Raw genomic sequence first — 23,134 nt, 5'->3', positions numbered from 1 at the left:
CGGAGGGGTCATGAGTCACGGAAGGCAGCAGCGGGGCCATGGCTCATGACCCCTCCGTCGCCGTAAGACGGCGACACCTCCCCAGCAAAGCTGGGGAGGAGCAGTGGTGACCTCCGACTTCCTCCTCGCGCTCGCGCAGGCCATCACCAAGGGGCTGCTGACCGGCATGGTGTACGGGCTGATGGCGCTCGGGCTGTCGGTGATCTTCGGCGTCATGCGAGTCGTCAACTTCGCGCACGGCGAGATGATGGTCGTCGGCATGTATCTCGCCTGGATGGGCTTCGACTATTTGAACCTCTCGCCGGTCCTCAGCCTGCCGGTGATCGCCGCCCTGTTCTTCGGCGCGGGCTACATCCTGCAGCGCGGGCTGATATCGCCCTTCATCGGCCGGCCCGAGCATCAGCAGTTCCTGCTGCTGCTGGCCGTTGCGATCCTGCTGGTCAATGGCTGCCTCGCCATCGCCGGCCCCGACTCGCGCGGCGTGCAGATGGACTCGCAGTTCGATTCCTACGAGCTGGGGCCGCTGGTGCTCGACGCCGTTCGGCTTCATGCCGCGCTGATCGCCGTCGCCATTGCCCTCCTGCTCTGGCTGTTCTTCACCCGGACACGCACCGGCAAATCGATCCGCGCCGCCGCCGACAACAACATGGGCGCGCTGGTGGTTGGCCTCGACGTGCGCCGCCTCTACGCCCTCACCTTCGGCGTCGGCGCCGCCTGCGTCGGCGCGGCCGGCGCCCTGATGATCACCATCATCCCAGTAACGCCCTTCCTCGCCGCCGAGTACACCCTGCTCGCCTTCGTGATCGTGATCGTTGGCGGGCTGGGCAGCATGACCGGCGCCCTGCTGGGCGGCCTGCTGATCGGCGTCAGCGAGGCCGTCGCCGGCCTGCTGGTGCAGCCGTCGCTCAAGAGCATGGTGAGCTTCGGCCTCCTGATCCTGGTGCTGTTGCTGCGGCCCCAGGGACTGTTCGGCAAGGGCAATCCGTGACCGGCCTGATGCGCCGCCTGGTCGGCGCGGCGGCGCCGCGCACCTTGTGGAGCCTGGGCGTGCTGCTCGTCCTGCTGCTCGCCGCACCGGCGATGCTCGGCAAGTACTGGCTCTCGGTGTTGATCCTGGTGCTCTACTTCGCCTATGTCGGCCAGGCGTGGAACATCCTGATGGGGTTCGCCGGCCAGCTCTCGCTCGGCCATGCACTCTATGCCGGGTTGGGCGGCTACATCGCGGCAGGGCTGTTCTTCCACTACGGCATCGGGCCGTGGGCCGGCCTGTTCGCGGCCGTCGCAGCAGCGGCCCTCGCCGGCGCGATCGTCGGCTATCTCGGCTTCCGCTTCTCGCTCGCCGGCGTCTACTTCGCGCTGCTCACCATCGCCTTCGGCGAGTTCACCCGCGTCGCCTTCGACCATTGGCCGTGGGCCGGCGGCTCGGGCGGACTGTTCCTCAAGGTCGAAGCCGGCACCGACATCGCCAACCTGCGCGGCGGCGCCGTTCTCTTCTACTATGTAATCCTGGCCCTCGCGGTCGGCGCCTTCCTTCTCTGCCGCGCCCTGCTGGAAAGCCGGCTCGGCCGCTACTGGCTGGCGATCCGCGAGGACGCCGAGGCCGCCCAGGCGGTCGGCGTGCCGGTCCTGCGCTGCAAGATGATCGCCATCGTGATCTCTGCCGCGCTGACCGCGCTGGCCGGCGTGTGGAATGCGTTCTACTACAACAACCTGTTTCCCGAGACCGCCTTCGCGATGGGCCGCTCGATCGAGATCACCCTGGCGCCGATCATCGGCGGGCTGGGCACGCTGTTCGGGCCGATCGTCGGCGCCGTGGTTCTCACCGGGCTGGGCGAGGCCTTTACCGATGCGGGCGACGCGCTCGGCATCCCCGGCATCAAGCAGATCTTCTACGGCCTCGCCCTGCTGGTGATCGTGATGTACCGCCCGGCCGGCGTGTGGCCCTGGCTGGCGGCCAGGCTCGGCTTCTCGGAGCGGCACCCGTGAGCGGCGCCCGTCTCGAGATCAATCGCCTGGGCAAGCGCTTTCGCGGCCTGCGCGCCGTGCACCAGGTGAGCTTCGCCGTGCCGGCCGGTGCCATCCATGCCCTGATAGGCCCCAACGGTGCCGGCAAGACCACGATCTTCAACATGATCGCCGGCGTCTTCGCGCCCGACGCCGGGGCGGTCCGGCTCGACGGCCGCACGATCTCCGGCCTTCGTCCCGACCATGTGTGCGATGCCGGCGTCGGCCGCACCTTCCAGCTGGTCAAGCCGTTCAAGGGGCTGAGCGTGCTGGAGAACGTCACGGTGGGGGCCCTGCATCGCCACCGCGAGCTCGCCGAAGCGCGCGACGTTGCCGCGCGCATCCTCGACCAGCTCGGCCTGCACGACCGCCGCCATCAGCTCGCCGAGAGCCTGACCCTGCCCGACCGCAAGCGGCTCGAGGTGGCGCGCGCGCTGGCGACCGAGCCCAAGCTCCTGCTGCTCGACGAGGTCATGGCGGGGCTGCGGCCGACCGAGGTCGACGTCATGGTGGCGTTCCTGCGCGAGCTCAACGCGGCGACCGGCCTCACCATCCTGCTGATCGAGCACGTCATGCGCGCGGTCATGGCGCTCGCCGCCGAGGTCGTGGTGGTGAGCTCGGGCGAGACGATCGCCCAGGGCACGCCGCAGGAGATCACGCGCCATCGCGCCGTGCTCGACGTCTATCTCGGCGAGCCGGAAGCCTCATGACCGCGCCGCTGCTCGAGGTCCGCGATCTCGATCTCTTCTACGGCGACGCCCAGGCGCTCAGCCGGGTCGCGCTCGACATCGCCTGTTGCGAGATCGTGGCCATCGTCGGCGCCAACGGCGCCGGCAAGAGTTCCCTCATTCGCGCCATCCACGGCATCGAGAGGCTGGCGCGCGGTACCGTGCGCTTCGACGGCGTCGACATCACCGGATGGCCGTCTTACCGGGTCTGCGAGGCCGGCATCGGCCACGTCGCCGAGGGCCGGCAGGTGTTCCCCAACCTGTCGGTGCTCGACAATCTCGAGATGGGCGCCACGCCGCGCCGCGCCCGGTCTGCCGAGAAGCAAACGCTGGCGCGCGTGTTCGAGCTGTTCCCCCGCCTCGCCGAGCGGCGCCGCCAGGCCGCCGGCACCCTGTCGGGTGGCGAGCAGCAGATGCTGGCGATCGGCCGCTGCCTGATGGGCCAGCCACGACTGATCATGTTCGACGAGCCCTCGCTCGGCCTCGCCCCGGCCATCGTCCAGGAAGTCTTTCGCATCGTCCGTCTGCTCAACGACGAAGGCATCACCATCCTGCTGGTCGAGCAGAACGTCATGGCCTCCCTGAAGCTCGCCCATCGAGGCTACGTCCTGGAAAACGGCCGCATCGAGCTCGCCGGCAGCGGCACCGAGCTCTTGGGCAACGACCGGGTGCGGCAGGCGTATCTGGGGCTGTAGGGGCTCCCCTCCCCGCGCCGCGCGTGGGGAGGTGTCGCCGTCTTACGGCGACACAAGGGGTCAAGTGGCGCGCTCCCGGCCATCGCGCGGACGACGTCCGATGCACATGAAGAAGGAGTTCGGAACGACCCGCGCCACGATCGTCGCGCCCGTCGACCTTCCAGCCGTCGCGACGCCGCGCCACCAGCTCGGCCGGATTGACGGGCGTGTGTCCAAAGGCGTCGAACTCCGTGACCAGTATCGACTTCATGTGCTCGGCGTTCCCCGGACTGCGCCCTTCGGCCGGAACCCTGTGCCAGCTGCCCGGGAGAAACGAGATCGAACAAGCCGAACAGTTGACGGCTTCGCGTCCCGCCTGCAACTCTACCGACCTTCACGGAAGGCCGCTGCCGCGTGCGGTGCGATTTTGGTCCGGGAGGACTTGGGACTGCCGTCGTCGGGATGTCCGGTCTTTCCGGTGTGGAAGGAAAAACATGAACCGTCGCGACATGCTCAAGGCCGGCCTGGCGGCCGGCGCTCTCGGTTTTGCGCCGCGCCTGGCATCGGCACAAGCCACCTACACACCAATGCCAAAGGGCTGGCGCACCTACCAGTTGACCACCCGCATCGAGCCGGCCAACGGCGCCACCCTGGTGTGGATTCCGCTGCCGACCTTCGAGGCGGCCGACTGGCAGCGGCCGGGCAACGTGTCGTGGACCGGCAACGCCACGGTGGCCGAGCGGGTGCGCGATCCCAAGTACGGGGCGGAGATGCTCAAGGTCGAATGGGCAGCCGACCAGCAGTCGCCGGTGATCGAGGTCGTCACCCAGGTCCAGACGCAGGATCGCGCGCTGCAGCCCGGCCGGGGCAGCGCCGCGCCGCTCAGCGACGCCGAGCGCAAGCTCAATCTTGCCGCCACCGAGCTGCTGCCGACCGACGGGCTGGTGAAGGAAACCGCCGAGGGCATCGTCAAGGGCCAGAAGGACGACCTCGCCAAGGCGCGCGCGATCTACGAATGGGTGGTCGACAACACGTTCCGCAACCCGGCGACGCTAGGCTGCGGCGTCGGCGACATCACCACGATGATCCGCACCGGCAACCTGAACGGCAAGTGCGCCGACCTCAATGCGCTGTTCGTCGGCCTGTCGCGTTCGGTCGGCCTGCCGGCGCGCGACGTCTACGGCATCCGGGTGGTGCCCTCGCAATTCGGCTTCAAGGCGCTTGGCGCGGGCTCCGAGAACGTCACCAAGGCACAGCACTGCCGCGCCGAAGTGTGGCTGCCCGGCAGCGGCTGGACGCCGGTCGACCCGGCCGACGTGCGCAAGGTCGTGCTCGAGGAGCCGCCGGGCAAGCTCGCCCTGACGGACCCGAAGGTGGTGGCGGCGCGCCAGGCGCTGTTCGGTTCCTGGGAAGGCAACTGGCTTGCCTTCAACACCGCCCACGACGTCAAGCTGCCGGGCTCGAAGGAACCGGCCATCGGCTTCCTGATGTATCCGCAGGGCGAGACCAAGAGCGGCTTTCTCGATTCGCTCGATCCGGACAAGTTCAAGTACCGCATCACCGCGCGCGAGCTGACGGCCTGAGACAACCGATCATTGCACGGCACCGTTGGGGGCGAGCCGATCTCCCTCGCCCCCGCACGGCGTGGAAATCTGCGGCTATCAAGGTATCGTGGCGGTCAATGAGGAAAGCGCCGCCCGATGAGCGATCCGAAGACCCGACGCGAGCTGGCCAGCGCCACGGCAGTCGCCGCAATTCGCCGCCGCTATCTTCTCATGGCGACGTCGTGCGCAGGCATCGACGTGGCTTTTTCCCTGGTGTTCTACGCCTTGAATGGTGTCTGGAGCTCGGCACCCCGCTCCATTGGCACCGGGCTGCTGGTCTTTCTCGGCGTGAACTACTTCCTGTCCAGCCGACTATTTGCGCCGATCGAGCGTTATCTTGCAGGCAATGCGAGGTTCGAAGAGACGCAACGCCGCATCACCCAGCTTCCCATCCTGACCGCCCGCAATGTCGCCATCCTCGCGGCTGTGTTGATCGTCTTTCGCCTCGTCACCGGCAATCTCAATACCGACCTGCCGCCCGTCACGCTGCCCGACCTCGTGACGCTCTGCATCATCCTGCCGGTCTTCTACTTCACCTACACCTACTTCGTGGTCAGCGACTACCTGGGTGGGCTCCTGGGCTTCATCTACCGTCATCACGGTCGTAACCTCGAGCTGTTCTTCGGCACCTACACGTCGAAGCTGACCGTTGCCCTGGTGGTGATCTCGCTGGCGCCCCTCGCCGCAATCGTCGTCGATCTGTTTTCCTACGAAGGCGATCGCCTGCGCCTCGAGATCGTCAACGACGTCGTGGTGGCGCTGATGGGCATCGCCGTGTCGGCTTTCTTCATCGGCCGCTCCCTGCTGCGGCCGATCCGCATCATCTCGCTCGCCATGGGCAAGGTGGCAGGCGGCAACCTCACGGTGCGCGCGCCGGTGACGTCCAACGACGAGATCGGCGCCCTCACCGGCCAGTTCAACAAGATGGTCGAAGGCCTGCGCGAGCGCGAGCAGATCCGCGAGACGTTCGGGCGCTACGTCGACGAGAGCGTGGCGTCGACCATCCTGCGGCGGCAGGGCGACGGCGCGCTGGCGGGCGAGACCGGCGATGCGACGATCCTGTTCACCGACATCGCCGGTTTCACCACCATCGCCGAATATCTCGCCCCGCACGAGCTGGTGACGGCGCTGAACGAGTACCTGGAGACTGTCCTGGAACCGATTCGGGCGCATGGCGGCGTCGTCAACACCTTCATCGGCGATGGCCTGTTCGCCTCCTTCAACATGCCGCTTTCCTGCGACGGCCATGCCGTCGCGGCGGTGCGCGCCGCCATCGATATCCAGCGCGCCGTCGGCAGCAGGACCTTCGGCGATCCCGGCATCGCCTTCGCCACCCGCATCGGCATCTCGACGGGCAACGTGATCGGCGGTTCGGTGGGCGCCGGCCAGCGCCTGACCTTCACCTTGCTGGGCGACACCGTGAATCTCGCCGCCCGGCTCGAGGAGTTGAACAAGGAACACGGCACGCGCATTCTGGTCTCGCAGAGCACGCGCGAGGCCTGTGGCGATGCATTCGTGTACGCCGCCTTGGGCAATGTCGCAGTGCGCGGCCGTAGCGACAAAGTCACCGTCTTCAGCATCGACCCTCACGGCCAGGACAGGAAATCATGAATGCAAACCGACTCACGACCGATCAGGCCGGCCTGCAGGCGCGCGCCCGCGAGCTCGCCGCCGGCCCGGTGACCAAACGCGCCGCCGAGGTCGACCGCACCGAGCAATACCCGTGGGACAATGTCGATCTCCTGAAGGACGCCAAGCTGGTCGGCATGACGATCCCTCGCCAGTACGGCGGACAGGGCAGGACTTGGCTCGACGCCGTGCTGGTCATCGAGGCGCTGTCGTCGGCCTGCGCCGTCACCGGCCGCATCGCCGTGGAGACCAACATGGGCGCGATCAGCGCGGTCATGGCCTACGGCTCGGAAGAGCAGAAGAAGCTCGCCGCCGACATGGTGCTGGCGGGCGACAAGCCGGCAATCTGCATCACCGAGCCCGACGCCGGATCGGACGCCAACGGCATGACCACTCGGGCCGACAGGAAGGGCAACCGCTACGTCGTCAACGGCCGCAAGCACTGGATCACCGGCGGCGGCGTCTCGCGCCTGCACCTGATCTTCGCCAAGGTCTACGACGAGCGCGGCAACGAGGAAGGCATCGGCGGCTTTCTCGCCATTCGCGACGAGACGCAAGGGCTGAAGATCACCAAGCGCGAGCCGACCATGGGCCTGCGCGGCATTCCCGAGGCGGTGATCGATTTCGAGGACATGGAGCTGCCGCCGTCGGCACTGGTCATCCCGCCGCGCGGCCTGAAGAAGGGATTTGCCGACCTGATGAACGCCTACAACAGCCAGCGCGTCGGCGCGGCGACGGTGGCGCTGGGCATCGCCGAGGGCGCCTACAAGCTGGCGCTCGACTGGTCGGAGGAACGTCACCAATTCGGCCGGCCGATCAACGAATTCCAGGGCCTGCAATGGAAGCTCGCCGACATGTCGATCAAGCTCGCCGCGGCACAGGCGCTGGTCTACGGCGCGGCACGCTCGGGCGAAGGCGGCTTCCCCGACATGCTGCTCGCTGCCCAGGCCAAGGTGTTCACCTCGGAAAGCGCCATCCAGATCGTCAACGATGCGCTGCAATTCTTCGGCGCCCGCGGCTACTCGCGCGAGCTGCCGCTTGAGCGCATGGCGCGCGACGTCCGCATGTTCACCATCGGCGGCGGCACCGCCGAGGTGCTGCGCAACGTCGTGGCGGGCGCACTCCTGAAGAAGAAGCTGCCGCAGACGCGCGACGGGTGGGCAGCGAAAGCGTGATACACGTGGAACCTGTACGGCGTCTCTTCTGTCATCCTGAGCGCAGCGAAGGATCTCATCGCCAGAAGTTACAAGCACTCCCGCAGCAGGCGGCGATGAGGTCCTTCTCTGCGCTCAGGACGACGCCACAGGGGACTCGCTCGGGATGAGGCGGCTTTGTCGCCCGAGCCCTACTGCGACCGGCGGATGAACTGCTCTTCCTTGGTCGGAGGCCGCAGGGTGAAGCCCGGCACGGCGCGGCGTTCGACGTAGCCAGGGTGGTACATGTCGAGCATGACCCGGCAAGAGGCGGTCTCGCAGCGCACCTCGTAGGCGTCGACGATCGAGCCGTAGGGGCCTGGTCCGACATTGCCGATGCGCCGGAAGGCCGGGCGCAGTCCGTCGGCGCAGACCAGGCTCTGCAGGTAGGCGCGCTGTCCGGCCGGCTGGTGGACCCGCACCGGATTGCCCGCCGAGCCGAGCGGCTCGGCGTTGATCGCTGCCCAGTCGGGGGTCACGCGACGACGTTCGCCCGGAGCCATTGCGTCGAGGATCTCTATGCTGCCGGAGCTCTGCGCGATCGCGGACGGCCCCGCGAGCAAGAGTGCGGCAAGGACGAACACCTTCGATTTCATCGCCCGAACCTGCTCCAGGAACCGTTGTTGGAGCGCATCAGCACGAACTCCTTGCCCTTCTTGCCACCACCGTCGCGCGGCGTGCAGCTGACCGAGATCCACGACTGGTGATCCCAACGCGCCGCGCAGCTTTCACTGTCGCACGGCAGCTCGAACTCGGCTTCCTTCGCGACTTCCACGCCGTCCGGCGCGTGGATGACCAGGGTGCCGCGCGGCGGCTGGAGCGAGCAGCCGATGGTGAGGAACCTCGACTTTTCCGAGGCCCACACCGGCGCGCCGTCGACCGGGAACAGTCGGCCGGTCGGCAGCATCACCAGCGCGTAGGAGAATTTGTCGGGCGCCGACTGGCGCACGACGTAGAACCGTCCCGCCTGATCGTAACGCTCGTAGAGATAATGGTAGCCGTCGTCGCCGTAGGGACAGTCGACCAGCTCGATCGACTTGCCGCCATCGAGCGCCAGCCGCAGCCGGTCGTGCTCGCGCGACACCAACTGCTCGTTGGCCTTGATGCGCCGCGCCTCGCGTGGCCATTCATCGGCGGTATCGCTCTCATAGTGGCGATCGATCGGACGATCGCCCGGCACACAGGCCGTCTGCGCGCCCGCCGCCGACGCCAGCAGGCTGACCACGACCGACAACATGACCACGAGGGTGCGCATCACCGCCTCGATTTCAGCATGGTCTCCAGGCTGATCGAACGCAAGGTGGCTTCGGCGATCTCGTCGATCTCGCTGAACACGCGTTGCAGGGCGCGGCCGATGTCGGTGTCCTCGCCGGGCTCGCCGGCGCGCTGCCCGGGGGCCGGCTCGAACAGGGCGACGATATCCATCAAGGTGGTGCGGCGGCGGTTGGCGATGAAGCGATAGCCGCCGGCGGCGCCGCGCTCGGCACGCACCAGCCCCGCCGTTGCCAGGGTGCGCAGGACCTTGGCAAGGTGGTGCGCCGACACGCCGAAGCGCTCGGCGAGATCGGCGGCGGAGAGCATGCGCTCGGGCGCGCGCGCCAGCTCGAGCGTGGCGTAGAGGCCAAGCCTGGTTGCCGTCTGCAGCTTCACGGAAGCTCCCTCACGCTAGCTCCCTCACGCTAGCTCCATGTCGAGCTGCAGCGAGGGTCCCGCCACCATGCCCTGGGCGCGGAAGAACGACAGGATGAGATTGTCCCGGCGGTCGACCAGGGTACGGACCCGCGTCACCCCCTGGGCCTTGAAGCGGCCGACCAGAGTCTCGAACAGGGCGCTGCCGGTGCCCTTCAGGCGGAGCCTGGGATCGACCTGGATGGCGAACACCCAGCCGGCAGCCGGCTGGCCGAACTCCCAGGCACGGACCTCGCCGACGATGAACCCCGCCAGCGCGCCGCGCTCGCTCTCGGCCACGAGAAAATGCCGGTCCGGCGGGCCACCGGCGTAGCGCTCCAGCATTGATTGCCAGTAGGCCGCCTTGGCCTCGCCGGTCAGACGGGCATCGAGGGCGGAAATCGCCGGCAGGTCGACGGGTTCGGCGGGTCTGACGAGGGGCATCGCTGGCCAAGAATGAGCTTGCCACGGGAAAAGTAAATAGGTATTTCAGTACCGAATTACGGATTTAAACAGGGATCGCCAATGGCCGAGCCAACCGTCGATTTCCGCACCTCGCCCGACCGCTACCGCCACTGGAAGCTCGCGTTCGAAGGCGGCGTCGCCTACCTCACCATGGACGTGAACGAGGATGGCGGGCTCAAGCCAGGCTACAAGCTCAAGCTCAACTCCTACGATCTCGGCGTCGACATCGAGCTGGCTGATGCCGTGCAGCGCCTGCGCTTCGAGCATCCCGAGATCGGCGCCGTGGTCATTCGCTCCCAACGCGAGCGCATCTTCTGCTCCGGTGCCAACATCAACATGCTGGGTCTCAGCAGCCACGATCACAAGGTGAATTTCTGCAAGTTCACCAACGAGACGCGTCTGGCCATCGAGGATGCAACGGAGCATTCGGGACAGTCCTACATCTGCTCGATCAACGGCATCGCCGCCGGCGGCGGCTACGAGCTGGCGCTGGCCTGCGAGCACATCCTGCTGGCCGACGATGGCTCGAGCGCGGTGTCCCTGCCCGAGCTGCCGCTGCTCGCCGTGCTGCCGGGCACCGGCGGGCTGACACGCCTGGTCGACAAGCGCCTGGTGCGGCGCGACCACGCCGATTTCTTCTGCACCACCGCCGAGGGGGTTCGCGGCAAGCGGGCGCGCGACTGGCGCCTGGTCGACAAGCTGATCCCGCCCAGCAAGCTCGCCGACGAGACGCGCAGGATCGCCCAAGAGGTCGCGGGCAAGTCGCGGCGGCCGGCCGATGCCAAGGGCATCGCCCTCGCTCCGATCGACCGCCGTATCGACGGCGACACGATCCGCTACGGCATGCTCACCGTCGAGATCGACCGCGAGCGCCGTGCCGCGCGCCTGCGGGTCAATGGCCCGGCCGCCGCGCCGCCGGCCGATGCGGCGGCGATCCATGCCCAAGGCGCCGCCTTCTGGCCGTTGGCGCTGGCCCGCGACCTCGACGACGCGATGATGCATCTGCGTCTTAACGAGACCGAGATCGGTACCTGGGTGCTGCAGAGCCAGGGCGATGCCGCGCTGGTCGAGGCCTATGACGACCTGCTGGCGCGCGAGAGCGTCAACTGGCTGGTGCGCGAGATCATGCTTTACTGGAAGCGCGTCCTGAAACGCCTCGATGTGAGCTCACGCAGCCTGATCGCCCTGGTCGAGCCAGGCTCATGCTTCGCCGGCACGCTGTTCGAGCTGGTACTGGCGGCCGACCGTTCCTACATGCTCGACGGCACCTTCGACGGCTCAAACCTGCCGGCCGCCACCGTCGCGCTGACGGCGATGAATTTCGGTCCCTATCCGATGGGCAACGGCCTGACCCGGCTGGCGACGCGCTTTCTCGCCGTGCCCAAGCACCTCGACACGCTGAAGGACGAGATCGGCGAGGCACTCGATGCCGAGGCGGCCGACGAGCTCGGCCTGGTTACCTTCACGCCCGACGACATCGACTGGGAGGACGAGGTGCGCCTCGCCATCGAGGAGCGCGCCGGCTTCTCGCCCGACGGGTTGATCGGCATGGAGGCCAACCTGCGCTTCGCCGGTCCCGAGACGATGGAGACCAAGATCTTCGCCCGCCTCTCGGCGTGGCAGAACTGGATCTTCCAGCGTCCCAACGCCACCGGTGCGGAGGGTGCGCTGAAACTGTACGGCACCGGCAAGCAGAGCAAGTTCGACCGCAAGCGGGCCTGAGGAGGCAACAATGGCCATCGACTACAGCCAGCTGATTCCCAACAACGTCGATCTCGCGAGCGACCGACGCCTGCAGCGCGCTCTGGAGAACTGGCAGCCGCGCTTCCTCGACTGGTGGAAGGACATGGGGCCGGACGGCACCAGCGCCTTCGACGTCTATCTGCGCACCGCCGTGTCGACCGACGCCAACGGCTGGGCCAATTTCGGCTACGTCAAGATGCCGGAGTATCGCTGGGGCATCTTCCTGGCCGAGCAGGACCCCAACCGCGTGATCGCCTACGGCGACAACAAGGGCAAGCCGGTGTGGCAGGACGTGCCGGGCGAGCTGCGCTCGACCCTGCGCCGCCTGATCGTGACCCAGGGCGACACCGAGCCGGCCTCGGTCGAGCAGCAGCGCCTGCTCGGCAAGACCGCGCCCTCGCTCTACGACCTGCGCAACCTCTTCCAGGTCAATGTCGAGGAAGGCCGTCACCTGTGGGCGATGGTCTACCTGCTGCACGCCTATTTCGGCCGCGACGGCCGCGAAGAAGCCGAAGCGATGCTGGAGCGCCATTCCGGCGATCCCGACAAGCCGCGTATCCTCGGCGCCTTCAACGAGAAGACGCCGGACTGGCTGTCGTTCTTCATGTTCACCTACTTCACCGACCGCGACGGCAAGTACCAGCTCGCCTCGCTGGCCGAATCGGGCTTCGACCCGCTGTCGCGCTCCTGCCGCTTCATGCTGACCGAGGAAGCGCATCACATGTTCGTGGGCGAGACCGGCGTCGGCCGCATCATCCAGCGTACCTGCGAGCTCATGACGGAGCACAAGACCGACGACGTCCGCAGCCTGGGGGGCATCGATCTCGCGACCATCCAGAAGTATCTGAACTTCCACTACTCGGTGTCGCTCGACCTGTTCGGCCAGGAAGCGTCGACCAACGCCGCCAACTATTACACGATGGGCGTCAAGGGCCGCTTCCTCGAGACCCGCATCGACGACGATCACCTGCTGACCAGCGCGACCTTCGAGATCGACAGCGTCGCGGATGGCCGCATCGTGCGGAAGACCGTGCCGGCGCTGCAGGCGCTGAACGAGCGGCTGCGCCAGGACTACATCGAGGATTGTGCGCGCGGCGTGCTGCGCTGGAACAAGATGATCGAGAAGGCCGGCATCGATTTCGAGATGAAGCTGCCGCACCGCGCCTTCAACCGCCGCATCGGCGCCTTCGCCGGCCTGCGCGTCTCGCCCGACGGCAAGGTGCTGAGCGAGGCCGACTGGCAGGCCAACGAGGCCAGGTGGCTGCCGACCGACGAGGACCGCGCCTTCGTGATCTCGCTGATGGGCGGCGCGGTGGTCGAGCCCGGCAAGTACGCCAACTGGATCGCCCCGCCGGCCCGCGGCATCAACGGCCAGCCGACGGACTTCGAGTACGTGCGGTTCAACTGACAGCCAGATGATGGCCGGCGGCATTTCCATTCATGTCTATGACGTCTCGCGCGGCGTTCCGGCAGCCGGCCTGCAGGTCGAGCTGAAAGGGCCGGACGGCGCCACGCTCGCCGCCGGCACCGTCGGCGCGACCGGCGCTTTCGATCATCCGACGGTGCGCGGCGAAGGCTTGCGCGAGACCGGGCTGTACGAGGCACTCTTCCACATCGGCGCCTGGTATCGCAGCCAGGGCGTGGTGCTGCCGATACCGGCCTTTCTCGAAATCGTCCCTTACCGCTTCGGCATCGCCGATCTGGGGCAGCACTACCACCTGCCGCTCAAGATGACGCCGTGGGGCTTTTCACTTTTTCGTGGCGGCGCGTGACCTCGGGCATGCCGATTGCTTTGCTTGCGGCATGGAACCGATGGGGGAACGCATGATCGCACGCAGGACAATTCTCGGCTCGGCCACCGCGCTGGCGTTCGCCGGCACCGCAAAAGCGCAGCAGGCTTGGCCGTCGCGCGCAGTCAAGATCATCGTCACCTTCCCACCCGGCGGCGCTTCCGATGCCGCCGCGCGTGTCATCTCGGGACCACTGCAGGAGAAGCTCGGCCAGACCGTGATCGTCGACAACAAGCCGGGCGGCGGCACCACGATCGGCGCCAACTTCGTGCTTCAGGCCAAGGACGACTTCCATACCCTGATGCTGTCGAATTCAGCGCCGATCTCGATCGCGCCCTACCTGTTCGACAAGCCGCCTTACGATCCGCTGAGAGATTTTGCCCACATTGCCTATATCGGCTCCGTCGCCAACGCCTTCGTCGTGCGACCGGCCGTGCCCGCCAAGGACATGAAGGAGCTGATCGCCTGGATCAAGGGTCAGGGCAAGCCGGTGCCCTTCGGCTCCGGTGGACAGGGCTCGATCGGCCACATCATCGGCGAGATGTTCAAGGCCGAGCTCGGTCTCAACATGGAGCATATCGGCTACCGCGGCGCCGCGCCGATGTTCCAGGACATGATGGCGGGCCAGCTCGATTTTGCCGTCGTCACGCTCACCGAGGTTCTGCCGCTCGCCAGGGATGGCAAGCTGCGCATGATCGCGCTCACCTCGACGCAGAAGGCGCCGTCGGCGCCCGACGTGCCGTTGGTGACAGAGCTTGGCTACCCGAAGCTGGTGGCAGAGAACTTCGTCGGCCTCTCGGGGCCTGCCGGCATGCCGGTCGACGCCCAGGCCAGGCTGCACAAGGCGGCGGCCGAGGTGCTGGCCGATCCCAAGATCGTCGAGCGGTTGGGCGATCTCGGTTTCGTCACCAGGCCGATGAGCACTGCCGAGTTCACCGCGTTCGTCGCCAATCAGGTGCAAGCCTTCCAGGCGCCCGTGAAAGCCTCCGGTGCGAAGCTCAACTGAGGGTAGCGGGAACGCGCGCAAGCACGGCTGCAGACTTGTGCGCATGGCGACAGTGCCGCTTTCGTTGTTGTGAGCCCGGCCGGACGGCCAAGAAGGTGCTTGCGACAAACAGATGAAATAAGTATTCCAGCACCAAATTACGCAATAAGAAATGCCCAAAACCGTAGCGCTGGAGGGATGGGGCGGCAAGATGAAGGGCATTGAATTCGGGTCGGACCTCAAAGTGAGATTGTCATCCCGCTTCAACGTTGCCGTGCCGTTCGTCGACCGGCACTTGGCGGAAGGCCGCGGCGCCAAGCTCGCCATCCGGACGACGAGCGAGGATGTCACCTATGCCGAGCTCGTCGAGCGCGTGAATCGCGCCGGCAACACGCTGCTGGCGAAGGGGCTGGTGCCGGGCGACCGCCTGCTGATGGTGGTCAAGGATTGTCCGGCTTTCTTCTTTCTCTTCTGGGGAGCCATCAAGGCGGGCATCGTGCCGATCCCGCCCAACACCCTGCTGCGGATGCCCGACTACGCCTACATGTTCGAGGATTCGGGCTGCAAGCTCGTGGTCTATTCGAGCGAGTTCGCCAGCGAGATCGAGCCGGCGCTGGCACAGGCGCCCGTCGAGGCGCTGACGGTCGATGCCTTCCTGGGCGAGATGGCAAAGGCGTCGGCCGCGCTGGAGGCGCGTCTGGCCGCACCCGAAGACGACTGCTTCTGGCTCTATTCGTCCGGGTCTACGGGGCGGCCCAAAGGAGCCGTGCACCGGCAGCGCGACATGGTGGTGAGCAGCGAGCTCTACGGCGTGCGCGTGCTCGGGGTGACCGAGTCCGACGTCTCGTTCTCCGCCGCCAAGCTGTTCTTCGCCTACGGCCTCGGCAACGGCATGACTTTCCCGCTATGGACTGGCAGCACCGCAATCCTCGACGATCGCCGGCCGACGCCGGATTCGACCTTCGAGATGATCGAGCGGTTCGGGCCTACGCTCTATTATGGCGTGCCGGCGCTCTATGCCGCCCAGCTCGCGGCGCTGGAGAAGGGCGGCCGTGATCTGTCGTCGGTGCGAGCTTGCGTCTCGGCCGGCGAGGCGCTGCCGGCCGAGATCTTCCGGCGCTGGAAGGAGCGGACGGGCACGATCATCCTCGACGGCATCGGTTCGACCGAGGCGCTGCACATCTTCATCGCCAACCGGCTCGACGACTACAAGCCGGGCACCAGCGGCCGACCTGTGCCGGGCTACGACGTGCGCATCCTCGACGAGACAGGCAAGGCGGTACCGCCAGGGGCCAGCGGCCGACTGTGGATCCGCGGCGAGTCGGCCGCCAAGTACTACTGGAACAAGCCGGAGAGGACGGCCGAAACCATGGTCGATGGCTGGCTCAACACCGGCGACACCTACCGCCAGGACGACGAGGGTTATCTCATCTATGACGGCCGCAGCGACGACATGCTCAAGGTCGGCGGCATCTGGTGCTCGCCGGTCGAGATCGAGAGCTGCCTGATCGGCCATGGCGCCGTCCTGGAGGCCGCCATCGTCGGCCATGCCGACGAGCACGGACTGACCAAACCCAAAGCCTTCGTGGTGCTCAAGCACGATGGCACCGGGGATCCGGCCCTGACCGAGGAGCTCATGACGCTCTGCCGCACGTCGCTGGCGCCCTACAAATACCCGCGTTGGGTCGAGTACGTGACCGAGCTGCCCAAGACGGCGACCGGCAAGATCCAGCGCTTCAAGCTGCGGGCATAGACGCCGATTCGGCGGTGTCCAGCAACGCGGTTGCCCATTGTTGCCGCCGGAATATTCGGCTGTTATAGCGCCCGATCAGGGACGGGGAACAAGACAGGGAGGCGTTACGTGAAAGCCAATTTGTTTGGGGCCGCAACAATCGCGGCGATGGCGTTCGGCCTGCAGCCAGCCATGGCCCAGGCGCCGATCAAGATCGGTTTCGTCAGCACCTTTTCCGGCCCGCAGGCGGCCATCGGCGAGGACATGCGCCGGTCGGTCGAGCTCGCCAAGGAGCATCTCGGTGGCAAGATGGGCGGCCGGCCGTTCGAGATCATCTACGAGGACGACCAGTTCAAGCCGGATGTCGGCAAGCAACGGTCGGAGAAGCTCGTCCAGCAGGACAAGGTCAATTTCATCGCCGGCTACATCTGGTCGAACGTGCTGCTCGCTTCGCTGAAGGCCGTGACCGACGAGGGCGACACGATCCTGATCTCAAGCAATGCCGGCCCGTCGCAGATCGCGGGCGAGCTCTGCAACAAGAACTTCTTCTCGACCTCGTGGCAGAACGACCAGACGCCGATGGCAATGGGCGACTACCTCAACACCAAGGGCGTCAAGAGCCTGTACCTGATGGCCGGCAACTACGCGGCGGGCAAGGACATGCTGGCCGGCGTCAAACGCACCTTCAAGGGGCAGATCATCGGCGAGGACCTCACCAAGTGGCCTGACCAGCTCGACTTCTCGGCCGAGCTCGCCAAGATCCGCGCCGCCAAGCCGGACGGCATCTTCATCTTCTATCCCGGCGCGCACGGCGTTCAGTTCCTCACCCAGTACGCCCAGGCCGGGCTGAAGAGCCAGATCCCGCTCTACCAGGTGTTCTCGATCGATGCGATCACCCTGCCGCAGCAGAAGGAGCTGGCGCTCGGCACGCTTGGCGCCCAGGAATGGGTCAACGACCTGCCGAACGAGCAGAACAAGCGCTACGTCGCCGACTTCAAGAAGAAGCACGGCGTCTATCCATCCTACTACGGCGCCCAGAGCTACGATTCGATCATGCTGATCGCCTCGGCAGCCGAGGCGCTGAAGGGCGACGTGTCGAGCAAGGAAAAGGTGCGCGCCGAGATGAAGAAGGCGAACTTCAAGTCGCTGCGCGGCGACTTCAAGTACAACACCAACCAGTTCCCGATCCAGAATTTCTACATCCAGGAAGCGGTCAAGGACCCCGAAGGTGTGATGACGGTGAAGACCATCGCCACCGCCGTGAAGGACGGCAAGGACCCGTACTACGAGAAGTGTCCGATGAAGTGAGGCCTTCGGCCTGACGATCGACGGGAGCGCGGCGACGCGCTCCCGTTTATTTTGCCGAAGCTGTGGGGGCGCGACGGGGAAGATGGACTATCTGCTGCTCCAGGTGCTGAACGGCGTGCAGCTCGGCCTGCTGATGTTCCTGCTCGCCGCTGGCCTGACGCTGACCTTCGGCATCATGGACCTGGTCAACCTGGCGCACGGCTCGCTCTACATGATGGGCGCCTACATCGCCTGGACGCTGGTCGGCTGGACCGACTCGTTCGTGCTCGGAGCCCTGCTCGCCCTGCCGGCGACGTTCCTGCTGGGCGTCGTGGTCGAGATCGTGGTGGCTCGGCGCCTTTACGCCCGGGACCATCTCGACCAGGTGCTGGCCACGTTCGGCCTGATCCTGTTCTTCAACGAGCTGGTCCGCGTGATCTGGGGTCCGGGCGGCAAGAGCCTGGCGGTCCCGGCCTTCCTCAACCGCACCGTCGAGATCCTGCCGGGCGTTCCCTACCCCGCCTATCGCTTCGCCATCATCGTCGTCGGCGCCATCGTGGCGGTGCTGCTGGCGTGGCTGGTGGCGCGCACGCGGCTCGGCATGCTGATCCGCGCCGGCGCGTCCAACCGGCGCATGATCGGTGCGCTCGGCGTCGACATCGAGCTGCTGTTCACCCTGGTATTCGGCCTCGGCGCGGTGTTTGCCGGTCTGGCCGGCCTGATGGCGGCGCCGATCACTTCGGTGAAGATCGGCATGGGCGACGACATTCTCATCCTCGCCTTCGTCATCATCGTCATCGGCGGTATCGGCTCGATCAAGGGCGCCTTCGTCGCCGCCATGGTGGTCGGCCAGATCGACATCGTCGGCCGCGCGTTCCTGCCCGACCTGCTGAAGACCTTCCTGAGCTCGGCGGCCGCCTCGAGCGCCGCGCCGGCGATCTCGCAGGTCCTTATCTATGTCGTTATGGCTGGCGTCCTGGTGTGGCGGCCGACCGGCCTGTTCGGGCAGCGGACGTGACTGTGGAGCGCAACGAAGAAAACCTCACCCTGAGGAGCGGCCCGCAGGAGCGCGTCTCGAAGGGTGGGACACGACGATACTGTGGCCCATCCTTCGAGACGCCGCGCTTCGCGCGGCTCCTCAGGATGAGGTTGAACTCGATCCGCGCCGGCCCATGAGCGACGTCGTCGCCGCGCTGCGCACGCCACGCGGGATCGTCACCCTGCTCCTGTTGGTGCTGCTCGCGGTCCTGCCACTGCTCACCCAGGCGTTCGACCAGCGCTATCTGCTGTCGGTCGGCACCCGCGTGCTGATCTGGGCGATCGCTGCCGTCAGCCTCAACCTGATCCTGGGCTATGGCGGCATGGTGAGCTTCGGCCATGCGGTGTTCTTTGGCACCGGCGGCTATGCGATCGGCATCCTGGCGCATCACGGCATCGCCAGCGGCTGGATCCAATGGCCGGTCGCGATCGCCGCGTCGGCCCTGTGGGCGCTGCTGATCGGTGCGCTGTCGCTGCGCACCCGCGGCCTTTACTTCATCATGATCACGTTGGCGTTCGCCCAGCTGGTCTACTATGTCGGCGTCGGCTTGGAGGCTTATGGCGCCGACGACGGACTCAACATCAGCCGCAGCCGCTTCACTGGCCTGATCGACCTGCGCGACAAGGCCGCGTTCTATTGGCTGTGTTTCGCCCTGCTGTGTGCCGCCCTGTGGTTCTGCAGCCGCTTCGCCAACTCGCGCTTCGGCTTGGTGATCCGCGGCGCCAAGTCGAACGAGCTGCGCATGGCGGCGCTCGGCTTCCCGGTTTTCCGCTACCGCCTCGCCGCCTTCACCCTGTCGGGTGCCTTCGGCGGCCTCTCCGGCATCCTGATGGCCAACGACGGCGCCTACATCTCGCCGGCGATGATGTCGTGGGTGAAATCGGGCGACCTGATCGTCATCGTCGTGCTAGGCGGCATGGGCACCCTGTTCGGCCCGCTTTACGGCACCATCGCTTTCTTCGTGCTGGAGGAATCGCTGAAGCCCGTGCTCGACCTCGCGCACAAAGGCTGGGGCGAGTACTGGCAGATCGTCTTCGGACCGATGCTGGTGCTGATCGCGCTCTATGCCCGCGGCGGCATCGATTCGCTGATGGGGCGCAGCCGTGGCTGAAGCGCTGCTCTCGACCGATCGACTGATCAAGCGCTTCGGCGGCCTGGTCGCCACCGACACGGTCTCGATCGATGTCCGGCCAGGCGAATTTCACGCCCTGATCGGCCCCAATGGCGCCGGCAAGACCACCCTTATCAGCCAGCTCACCGGCAACCTGCGGCCCGACTCCGGCACGATCCGCTTTGCCGGCCGCGACGTCACGCGCCTGCCTATGCACGCCCGGGTACGCCTGGGGCTCGCACGCTCGTTCCAGATCACCTCGGTGCTGCGCGAGTTCACCGCGCTTGACAACGTGGCGCTGGCTGTCCAGGCGCATGCTGGGCATTCGTTCCGCTTCCTGACCAATGCCCGGCGCGACGAAAGCTTGCTCGGCCCGGCGCGGCAGGGTCTGGCGGACGTCGGGCTCGCCGATCGCGCCGACACGCCGGCCGCCATCCTGAGCCACGGCGAGCAGCGCCAGCTCGAGATTGCCATGGCGCTCGCCGGAGATCCGCGCCTGCTGCTGCTCGACGAGCCGATGGCCGGCATGGGCGTCGAGGAATCGCAGCGCATGATCGGCTTCCTGCAAGGCCTCAGGGGCCGGCGGGCGATGCTGCTGATCGAGCACGACATGGACGCGGTGTTCCAGCTCGCCGACCGCATCACCGTGCTGGTCTATGGCCGCGCCATTGCAAGCGGCACGCCGGCCGAGATCCGCGCCAATCTGGATGTGCGCCAGGCCTATCTCGGCGAAGAGGCGGCGTGATGCTGCGGGTCAAGGAGCTGGTCGCCTTCTACGGCGCGAGCCAGGCGCTGTTCGGCATGGAGTTCGCCGTCAACGCGGGCGAGGTCGTGACCCTGATGGGCCGCAACGGCATGGGAAAGACCACGACAGTGAACTCGGTCATGGGCCTGCTGGGTGCGCGCAGCGGCTCGGTGGAGTTCGAGGGCAGCCGCGTCGACGCCCTGCCCGCGTTCCGTATCGCCCGGCTCGGCCTCGGTCTGGTGCCCGAAGGCCGCCAGATTTTTCCCAACCTGTCGGTGCGCGAGAACCTGGTGGCGGCGGCTGCCAACCGTACGGCGCGCCAGAATCCGTGGACCCTGGCCCGCGTCTTCGACTTCTTCCCGCGGCTCGGGGAGCGGCAGCGCAACATGGGCAACCAGCTGTCGGGCGGCGAGCAGCAGATGCTGGCGATCGGGCGCGCGCTCATGACCAATCCCAAGCTCCTGATCCTCGACGAGGCGACCGAGGGGCTGGCGCCGCTGATCCGCCAGGAGATCTGGAGCTGCCTCGACCGTCTGAAGCGCGAGGGCCAGGCCATCCTGGTGATCGACAAGAACGTGGCGGCGCTGGTCGGGCTGGCCGACCGCCATTATATCGTCGAGAAAGGCCGCGTCGTTTGGACCGGCACCTCGCAAGCCCTGGCCAGCGACAGCGCCCTGCAGCACCGGTATCTTGGCGTCTGATCTTTCGGAGCCGCCGATGCGCCTGTTCGCCGCCCTCGTCCCTGCCCTGGTCCTGATGGCAGGCCCCGTGCTCGGCCAGGGCAAGGTCAACGTCTACAACTGGTCGGATTACATCGCTGAAGACCAGCTGAAGATCTTCGAGAAAGACACCGGCATCAAGGTCAACTACACGACCTACGATTCCAACGAAATCCTCGACGCCAAGCTGAAGACCGGCCGATCGGGCTACGACGTCGTGGTGCCCACGGCCTCGCCGTTCTTCGTGCGCCAGCTTGCGGCCGGCCTGTTCCTCCCGATCGACAAGTCGAAGCTCAAGAACTGGGGCAATCTCGATCCCGAGATCATGGCAGCGCTGGCCAGGTACGATCCCGGCAACGCCCACGCGATCCCCTGGATGTGGGGCACCACGGGCATCGGCTACAATGTCGGTGAGATCAAGAAGCGCATGCCCGACGCGCCCGTCGATTCGCTGAAGATGATCTTCGATCCGGCGATCGTCTCGAAGTTCAAGGATTGCGGCGTCATGATGCTCGACAGCGCCACCGACGTGCTGCCGGCGGCGCTCAACTATCTCGGCCTCGATCCCGATTCGAAGAAGCCCGAGGACCTCGCCAAGGCGGCCGATATCGTGAAGGCGGTTCGGCCGTTCGTCCGCAAGTTCCATTCGTCCGAGTACATCAACGCCTTGGCCGGCGGGAGCGTCTGCCTGGTGCTGGGCTTCTCCGGCGACATCTTCCAGGCACAAGACCGGGCGGCGAAGGCAAAGGACAAGCAGGAGATCGCCTACGCCATTCCCAAGGAAGGCTCGCTGCTGTGGATCGACGTGGCGGCCATCCCCAAGGACGCGCCCGATCCGAACGAAGCGCTGCGCTTTCTCGATTTCATGCTCGAGCCGAAGGTCGCGGCGGCGTCGAGCGAGCTGACCGGCTACGCCAATGCCAACACGGCAGCGACGGCGCTGCTGCCCAAGGACATCTCGGGCAACCCGCTGATCTACCCACCCGCGTCGGTAAGGGCGCGCTTCTACACCATCACCGCCGGAACTGCCGACCAGGTGCGTGAGCGCACGCGGCTGTGGACCACGATCAAGACGGGTCGATGAGCGACAGAGCTGCGGCGGCACCCGTTGGCTGGCTGCGCGCGATGTGGGGCGGCCTGCTGTCGCTGCTGTGGCCGGGACTTGGGCAGATCTATGCCGGCTGGTGGTGGCTGGGGATCACCTTGTTCGTGGGCTTCACGGTGCTCGACCTGCTGGTTTTCGGCCTGACATGGCTTGTGCCCCCGCGACCTGACGCCGTCGTCGCCCTCATCGGTGCGGTCGTTCTTCCCCGTCTCGTCGTCACCGTCGATGCCGTTCGCCGTATTCGCTCGCGATGGGTCGCGGGCCGGCGACCATGGTATCGGTCGACCTGGCTTGCCGCCGTCGTCCTCATCGCCATCGCTTTCGGCATGCAACCCGACGCCGTTTACTCGCCCGGTTGGCGAAGCTTCCACATGGCATCGGCATCCAACCTGCCGACTCTATTATCGACAGATTATATGCTCGCCGATGCCCGCCGCCCGGGGGCGCTGCCCGACTACGGCGACGTCACCGCCTTTCGCCATCCGCGCAATCCCAAGCTCGTAAGCATCAAACGCGTCGTGGGTTTGCCCGGCGATCTCGTGCAGTTGCGCAAAGGCGTGCTCTATCTGAATGGCAAGCCGGTCCCGCGCGAGGCGTTGAGGCCTGCCATGTCTTTCCCCAGCGAATTCAGTGGCTCGACTTTCGCGGAGTATCGCGAGACGCTGCCCAATGGGTGCGCCTACCGGATCCTGCAGAACACGGGTGAAACACCGCCGACGACCGATGAGTTCAAGGTGCCACCGGATACCTTCTTCGCTCTGGGAGACAATCGAGACAACAGTGTGGACAGCCGCTTCATGAAGGAAGTCGGGTATATTCCGACAGCCAACGTCATCGGCATCGTTGTCACTATTTACTGGACTGGCGACTGGATGGCAGAGCCCGGTCGCCTGTTGGCGCGCGTGCGGTAGGG

At 66.5% G+C, this 23,134-nt stretch carries 23 protein-coding genes; 19 read left to right on the top strand and 4 right to left on the bottom strand.

Features of this window, described 5'->3' with window-relative positions; translation table 11 throughout:
• Positions 1-106: 106 nt before the first annotated feature.
• The 7 genes from ACILR9_RS22390 to acdA all read left to right on the top strand — a co-directional run bounded on the left by ACILR9_RS22390 (position 107) and on the right by acdA (position 7,814).
• Positions 107-988 (top strand): branched-chain amino acid ABC transporter permease, encoded by an 882-nt coding sequence (locus tag ACILR9_RS22390; protein WP_395712172.1) that lies wholly within the window; start codon positions 107-109, stop codon positions 986-988.
• Positions 985-1,986 (top strand): branched-chain amino acid ABC transporter permease, encoded by a 1,002-nt coding sequence (locus tag ACILR9_RS22385; protein ID WP_395712171.1) that lies wholly within the window; start codon positions 985-987, stop codon positions 1,984-1,986. Before ACILR9_RS22390 ends, ACILR9_RS22385 begins: the two co-directional genes overlap by 4 nt.
• Positions 1,983-2,714 (top strand): ABC transporter ATP-binding protein, encoded by a 732-nt coding sequence (locus tag ACILR9_RS22380; RefSeq protein WP_395712170.1) that lies wholly within the window; start codon positions 1,983-1,985, stop codon positions 2,712-2,714. Before ACILR9_RS22385 ends, ACILR9_RS22380 begins: the two co-directional genes overlap by 4 nt.
• Positions 2,711-3,427, top strand: coding sequence for an ABC transporter ATP-binding protein (locus tag ACILR9_RS22375; RefSeq protein WP_395712169.1), 717 nt, complete (start codon positions 2,711-2,713; stop codon positions 3,425-3,427). Before ACILR9_RS22380 ends, ACILR9_RS22375 begins: the two co-directional genes overlap by 4 nt.
• Before the next feature lie 473 nt (positions 3,428-3,900).
• Positions 3,901-4,989 carry a transglutaminase family protein gene (locus tag ACILR9_RS22370; protein WP_395712168.1) on the top strand — a complete coding sequence of 363 codons (1,089 nt, stop codon included), beginning with the start codon at positions 3,901-3,903 and terminating at the stop codon, positions 4,987-4,989.
• A gap of 117 nt (positions 4,990-5,106) precedes the next feature.
• Positions 5,107-6,621 carry an adenylate/guanylate cyclase domain-containing protein gene (locus ACILR9_RS22365; protein ID WP_395712167.1) on the top strand — a complete coding sequence of 505 codons (1,515 nt, stop codon included), beginning with the start codon at positions 5,107-5,109 and terminating at the stop codon, positions 6,619-6,621.
• The gene (gene acdA / locus ACILR9_RS22360) at positions 6,618-7,814 is read left to right on the top strand and encodes a 3-sulfinopropanoyl-CoA desulfinase (protein ID WP_395712166.1); all 1,197 of its coding nucleotides are present in this window, start codon (positions 6,618-6,620) and stop codon (positions 7,812-7,814) included. The genes ACILR9_RS22365 and acdA overlap by 4 nt, the downstream gene beginning before the upstream one ends.
• Before the next feature lie 170 nt (positions 7,815-7,984).
• On the opposite strand, the gene ACILR9_RS22355 is transcribed toward acdA, so the two are convergent.
• The 4 genes from ACILR9_RS22355 to ACILR9_RS22340 are packed head-to-tail and all read right to left on the bottom strand — an operon-like array spanning position 7,985 to position 9,944.
• On the bottom strand, positions 7,985-8,428 hold the full coding sequence (locus tag ACILR9_RS22355) for a hypothetical protein (RefSeq protein WP_395712165.1): 444 nt from the start codon (positions 8,426-8,428) through the stop codon (positions 7,985-7,987).
• Positions 8,425-9,087 (bottom strand): hypothetical protein, encoded by a 663-nt coding sequence (locus tag ACILR9_RS22350; protein ID WP_395712164.1) that lies wholly within the window; start codon positions 9,085-9,087, stop codon positions 8,425-8,427. Before ACILR9_RS22350 ends, ACILR9_RS22355 begins: the two co-directional genes overlap by 4 nt.
• Positions 9,087-9,482: an Rrf2 family transcriptional regulator gene (locus ACILR9_RS22345; RefSeq protein ID WP_395712163.1), complete on the bottom strand. Its 396-nt coding sequence runs from the start codon at positions 9,480-9,482 to the stop codon at positions 9,087-9,089. Before ACILR9_RS22345 ends, ACILR9_RS22350 begins: the two co-directional genes overlap by 1 nt.
• A gap of 24 nt (positions 9,483-9,506) precedes the next feature.
• A complete protein-coding gene (locus ACILR9_RS22340) occupies positions 9,507-9,944 on the bottom strand; it encodes a GNAT family N-acetyltransferase (protein ID WP_395712162.1) in 438 nt (145 codons plus the stop codon).
• A gap of 81 nt (positions 9,945-10,025) precedes the next feature.
• Here ACILR9_RS22340 and boxC point away from each other — a divergent pair, with 81 nt between their 5' ends.
• From boxC to lepB, 12 genes are all read left to right on the top strand, one after another.
• Positions 10,026-11,687, top strand: coding sequence for a 2,3-epoxybenzoyl-CoA dihydrolase (gene boxC, locus ACILR9_RS22335; protein WP_395712161.1), 1,662 nt, complete (start codon positions 10,026-10,028; stop codon positions 11,685-11,687).
• A gap of 10 nt (positions 11,688-11,697) precedes the next feature.
• Complete coding sequence (gene boxB, locus ACILR9_RS22330) at positions 11,698-13,116, top strand: benzoyl-CoA 2,3-epoxidase subunit BoxB (protein ID WP_395712160.1); 1,419 nt, start codon at positions 11,698-11,700, stop codon at positions 13,114-13,116.
• A 7-nt stretch (positions 13,117-13,123) separates the two neighbouring features.
• Positions 13,124-13,480 carry a hydroxyisourate hydrolase gene (locus ACILR9_RS22325; RefSeq protein WP_395712159.1) on the top strand — a complete coding sequence of 119 codons (357 nt, stop codon included), beginning with the start codon at positions 13,124-13,126 and terminating at the stop codon, positions 13,478-13,480.
• A gap of 52 nt (positions 13,481-13,532) precedes the next feature.
• Entirely contained in the window at positions 13,533-14,504 is a 972-nt protein-coding gene (locus tag ACILR9_RS22320; protein WP_395712158.1) for a Bug family tripartite tricarboxylate transporter substrate binding protein, read from the top strand.
• 223 nt (positions 14,505-14,727) lie between these two features.
• Entirely contained in the window at positions 14,728-16,236 is a 1,509-nt protein-coding gene (locus ACILR9_RS22315; protein WP_395712157.1) for a benzoate-CoA ligase family protein, read from the top strand.
• 147 nt (positions 16,237-16,383) lie between these two features.
• Positions 16,384-17,523, top strand: coding sequence for an ABC transporter substrate-binding protein (locus ACILR9_RS22310; RefSeq protein ID WP_395712213.1), 1,140 nt, complete (start codon positions 16,384-16,386; stop codon positions 17,521-17,523).
• Positions 17,524-17,605: 82 nt separating this feature from the next.
• Positions 17,606-18,520: a branched-chain amino acid ABC transporter permease gene (locus ACILR9_RS22305; protein ID WP_395712156.1), complete on the top strand. Its 915-nt coding sequence runs from the start codon at positions 17,606-17,608 to the stop codon at positions 18,518-18,520.
• 154 nt (positions 18,521-18,674) lie between these two features.
• Positions 18,675-19,652 carry a branched-chain amino acid ABC transporter permease gene (locus ACILR9_RS22300; protein WP_395712155.1) on the top strand — a complete coding sequence of 326 codons (978 nt, stop codon included), beginning with the start codon at positions 18,675-18,677 and terminating at the stop codon, positions 19,650-19,652.
• Positions 19,645-20,397, top strand: coding sequence for an ABC transporter ATP-binding protein (locus tag ACILR9_RS22295; protein ID WP_395712154.1), 753 nt, complete (start codon positions 19,645-19,647; stop codon positions 20,395-20,397). The genes ACILR9_RS22300 and ACILR9_RS22295 overlap by 8 nt, the downstream gene beginning before the upstream one ends.
• Positions 20,397-21,098 (top strand): ABC transporter ATP-binding protein, encoded by a 702-nt coding sequence (locus ACILR9_RS22290; protein WP_395712153.1) that lies wholly within the window; start codon positions 20,397-20,399, stop codon positions 21,096-21,098. The genes ACILR9_RS22295 and ACILR9_RS22290 overlap by 1 nt, the downstream gene beginning before the upstream one ends.
• 16 nt (positions 21,099-21,114) lie before the next feature.
• A complete protein-coding gene (locus tag ACILR9_RS22285; protein WP_395712152.1) occupies positions 21,115-22,200 on the top strand; it encodes a polyamine ABC transporter substrate-binding protein in 1,086 nt (361 codons plus the stop codon).
• A complete protein-coding gene (gene lepB / locus ACILR9_RS22280; protein ID WP_395712151.1) occupies positions 22,197-23,132 on the top strand; it encodes a signal peptidase I in 936 nt (311 codons plus the stop codon). The genes ACILR9_RS22285 and lepB overlap by 4 nt, the downstream gene beginning before the upstream one ends.
• Positions 23,133-23,134: the final 2 nt, after the last annotated feature.

The organism is Reyranella sp. (assembly GCF_044224635.1).
Taxonomy (GTDB): Bacteria; Pseudomonadota; Alphaproteobacteria; order Reyranellales; family Reyranellaceae; genus Reyranella.
Note: the sequence above shows the minus strand (reverse complement) of the source record. Positions and strands in the feature narration are given on the sequence as shown.

Bases quoted from the DNA above. Each gene is read 5' to 3' on its own strand.
- ACILR9_RS22375 (WP_395712169.1), top strand. From the start codon at position 2,711: ATGACCGCGCCGCTGCTCGAGGTCCGCGATCTCGATCTCTTCTACGGC.
- ACILR9_RS22370 (WP_395712168.1), top strand. From the start codon at position 3,901: ATGAACCGTCGCGACATGCTCAAGGCCGGCCTGGCGGCCGGCGCTCTC.
- ACILR9_RS22365 (WP_395712167.1), top strand. From the start codon at position 5,107: ATGAGCGATCCGAAGACCCGACGCGAGCTGGCCAGCGCCACGGCAGTC.
- acdA (WP_395712166.1), top strand. From the start codon at position 6,618: ATGAATGCAAACCGACTCACGACCGATCAGGCCGGCCTGCAGGCGCGC.
- ACILR9_RS22355 (WP_395712165.1), bottom strand. From the start codon at position 8,428: ATGAAATCGAAGGTGTTCGTCCTTGCCGCACTCTTGCTCGCGGGGCCG.
- ACILR9_RS22350 (WP_395712164.1), bottom strand. From the start codon at position 9,087: ATGCGCACCCTCGTGGTCATGTTGTCGGTCGTGGTCAGCCTGCTGGCG.
- ACILR9_RS22340 (WP_395712162.1), bottom strand. From the start codon at position 9,944: ATGCCCCTCGTCAGACCCGCCGAACCCGTCGACCTGCCGGCGATTTCC.
- boxC (WP_395712161.1), top strand. From the start codon at position 10,026: ATGGCCGAGCCAACCGTCGATTTCCGCACCTCGCCCGACCGCTACCGC.
- boxB (WP_395712160.1), top strand. From the start codon at position 11,698: ATGGCCATCGACTACAGCCAGCTGATTCCCAACAACGTCGATCTCGCG.
- ACILR9_RS22325 (WP_395712159.1), top strand. From the start codon at position 13,124: ATGATGGCCGGCGGCATTTCCATTCATGTCTATGACGTCTCGCGCGGC.
- ACILR9_RS22320 (WP_395712158.1), top strand. From the start codon at position 13,533: ATGATCGCACGCAGGACAATTCTCGGCTCGGCCACCGCGCTGGCGTTC.
- ACILR9_RS22310 (WP_395712213.1), top strand. From the start codon at position 16,384: ATGGCGTTCGGCCTGCAGCCAGCCATGGCCCAGGCGCCGATCAAGATC.
- ACILR9_RS22305 (WP_395712156.1), top strand. From the start codon at position 17,606: ATGGACTATCTGCTGCTCCAGGTGCTGAACGGCGTGCAGCTCGGCCTG.
- ACILR9_RS22300 (WP_395712155.1), top strand. From the start codon at position 18,675: ATGAGCGACGTCGTCGCCGCGCTGCGCACGCCACGCGGGATCGTCACC.
- ACILR9_RS22290 (WP_395712153.1), top strand. From the start codon at position 20,397: ATGCTGCGGGTCAAGGAGCTGGTCGCCTTCTACGGCGCGAGCCAGGCG.
- ACILR9_RS22285 (WP_395712152.1), top strand. From the start codon at position 21,115: ATGCGCCTGTTCGCCGCCCTCGTCCCTGCCCTGGTCCTGATGGCAGGC.
- lepB (WP_395712151.1), top strand. From the start codon at position 22,197: ATGAGCGACAGAGCTGCGGCGGCACCCGTTGGCTGGCTGCGCGCGATG.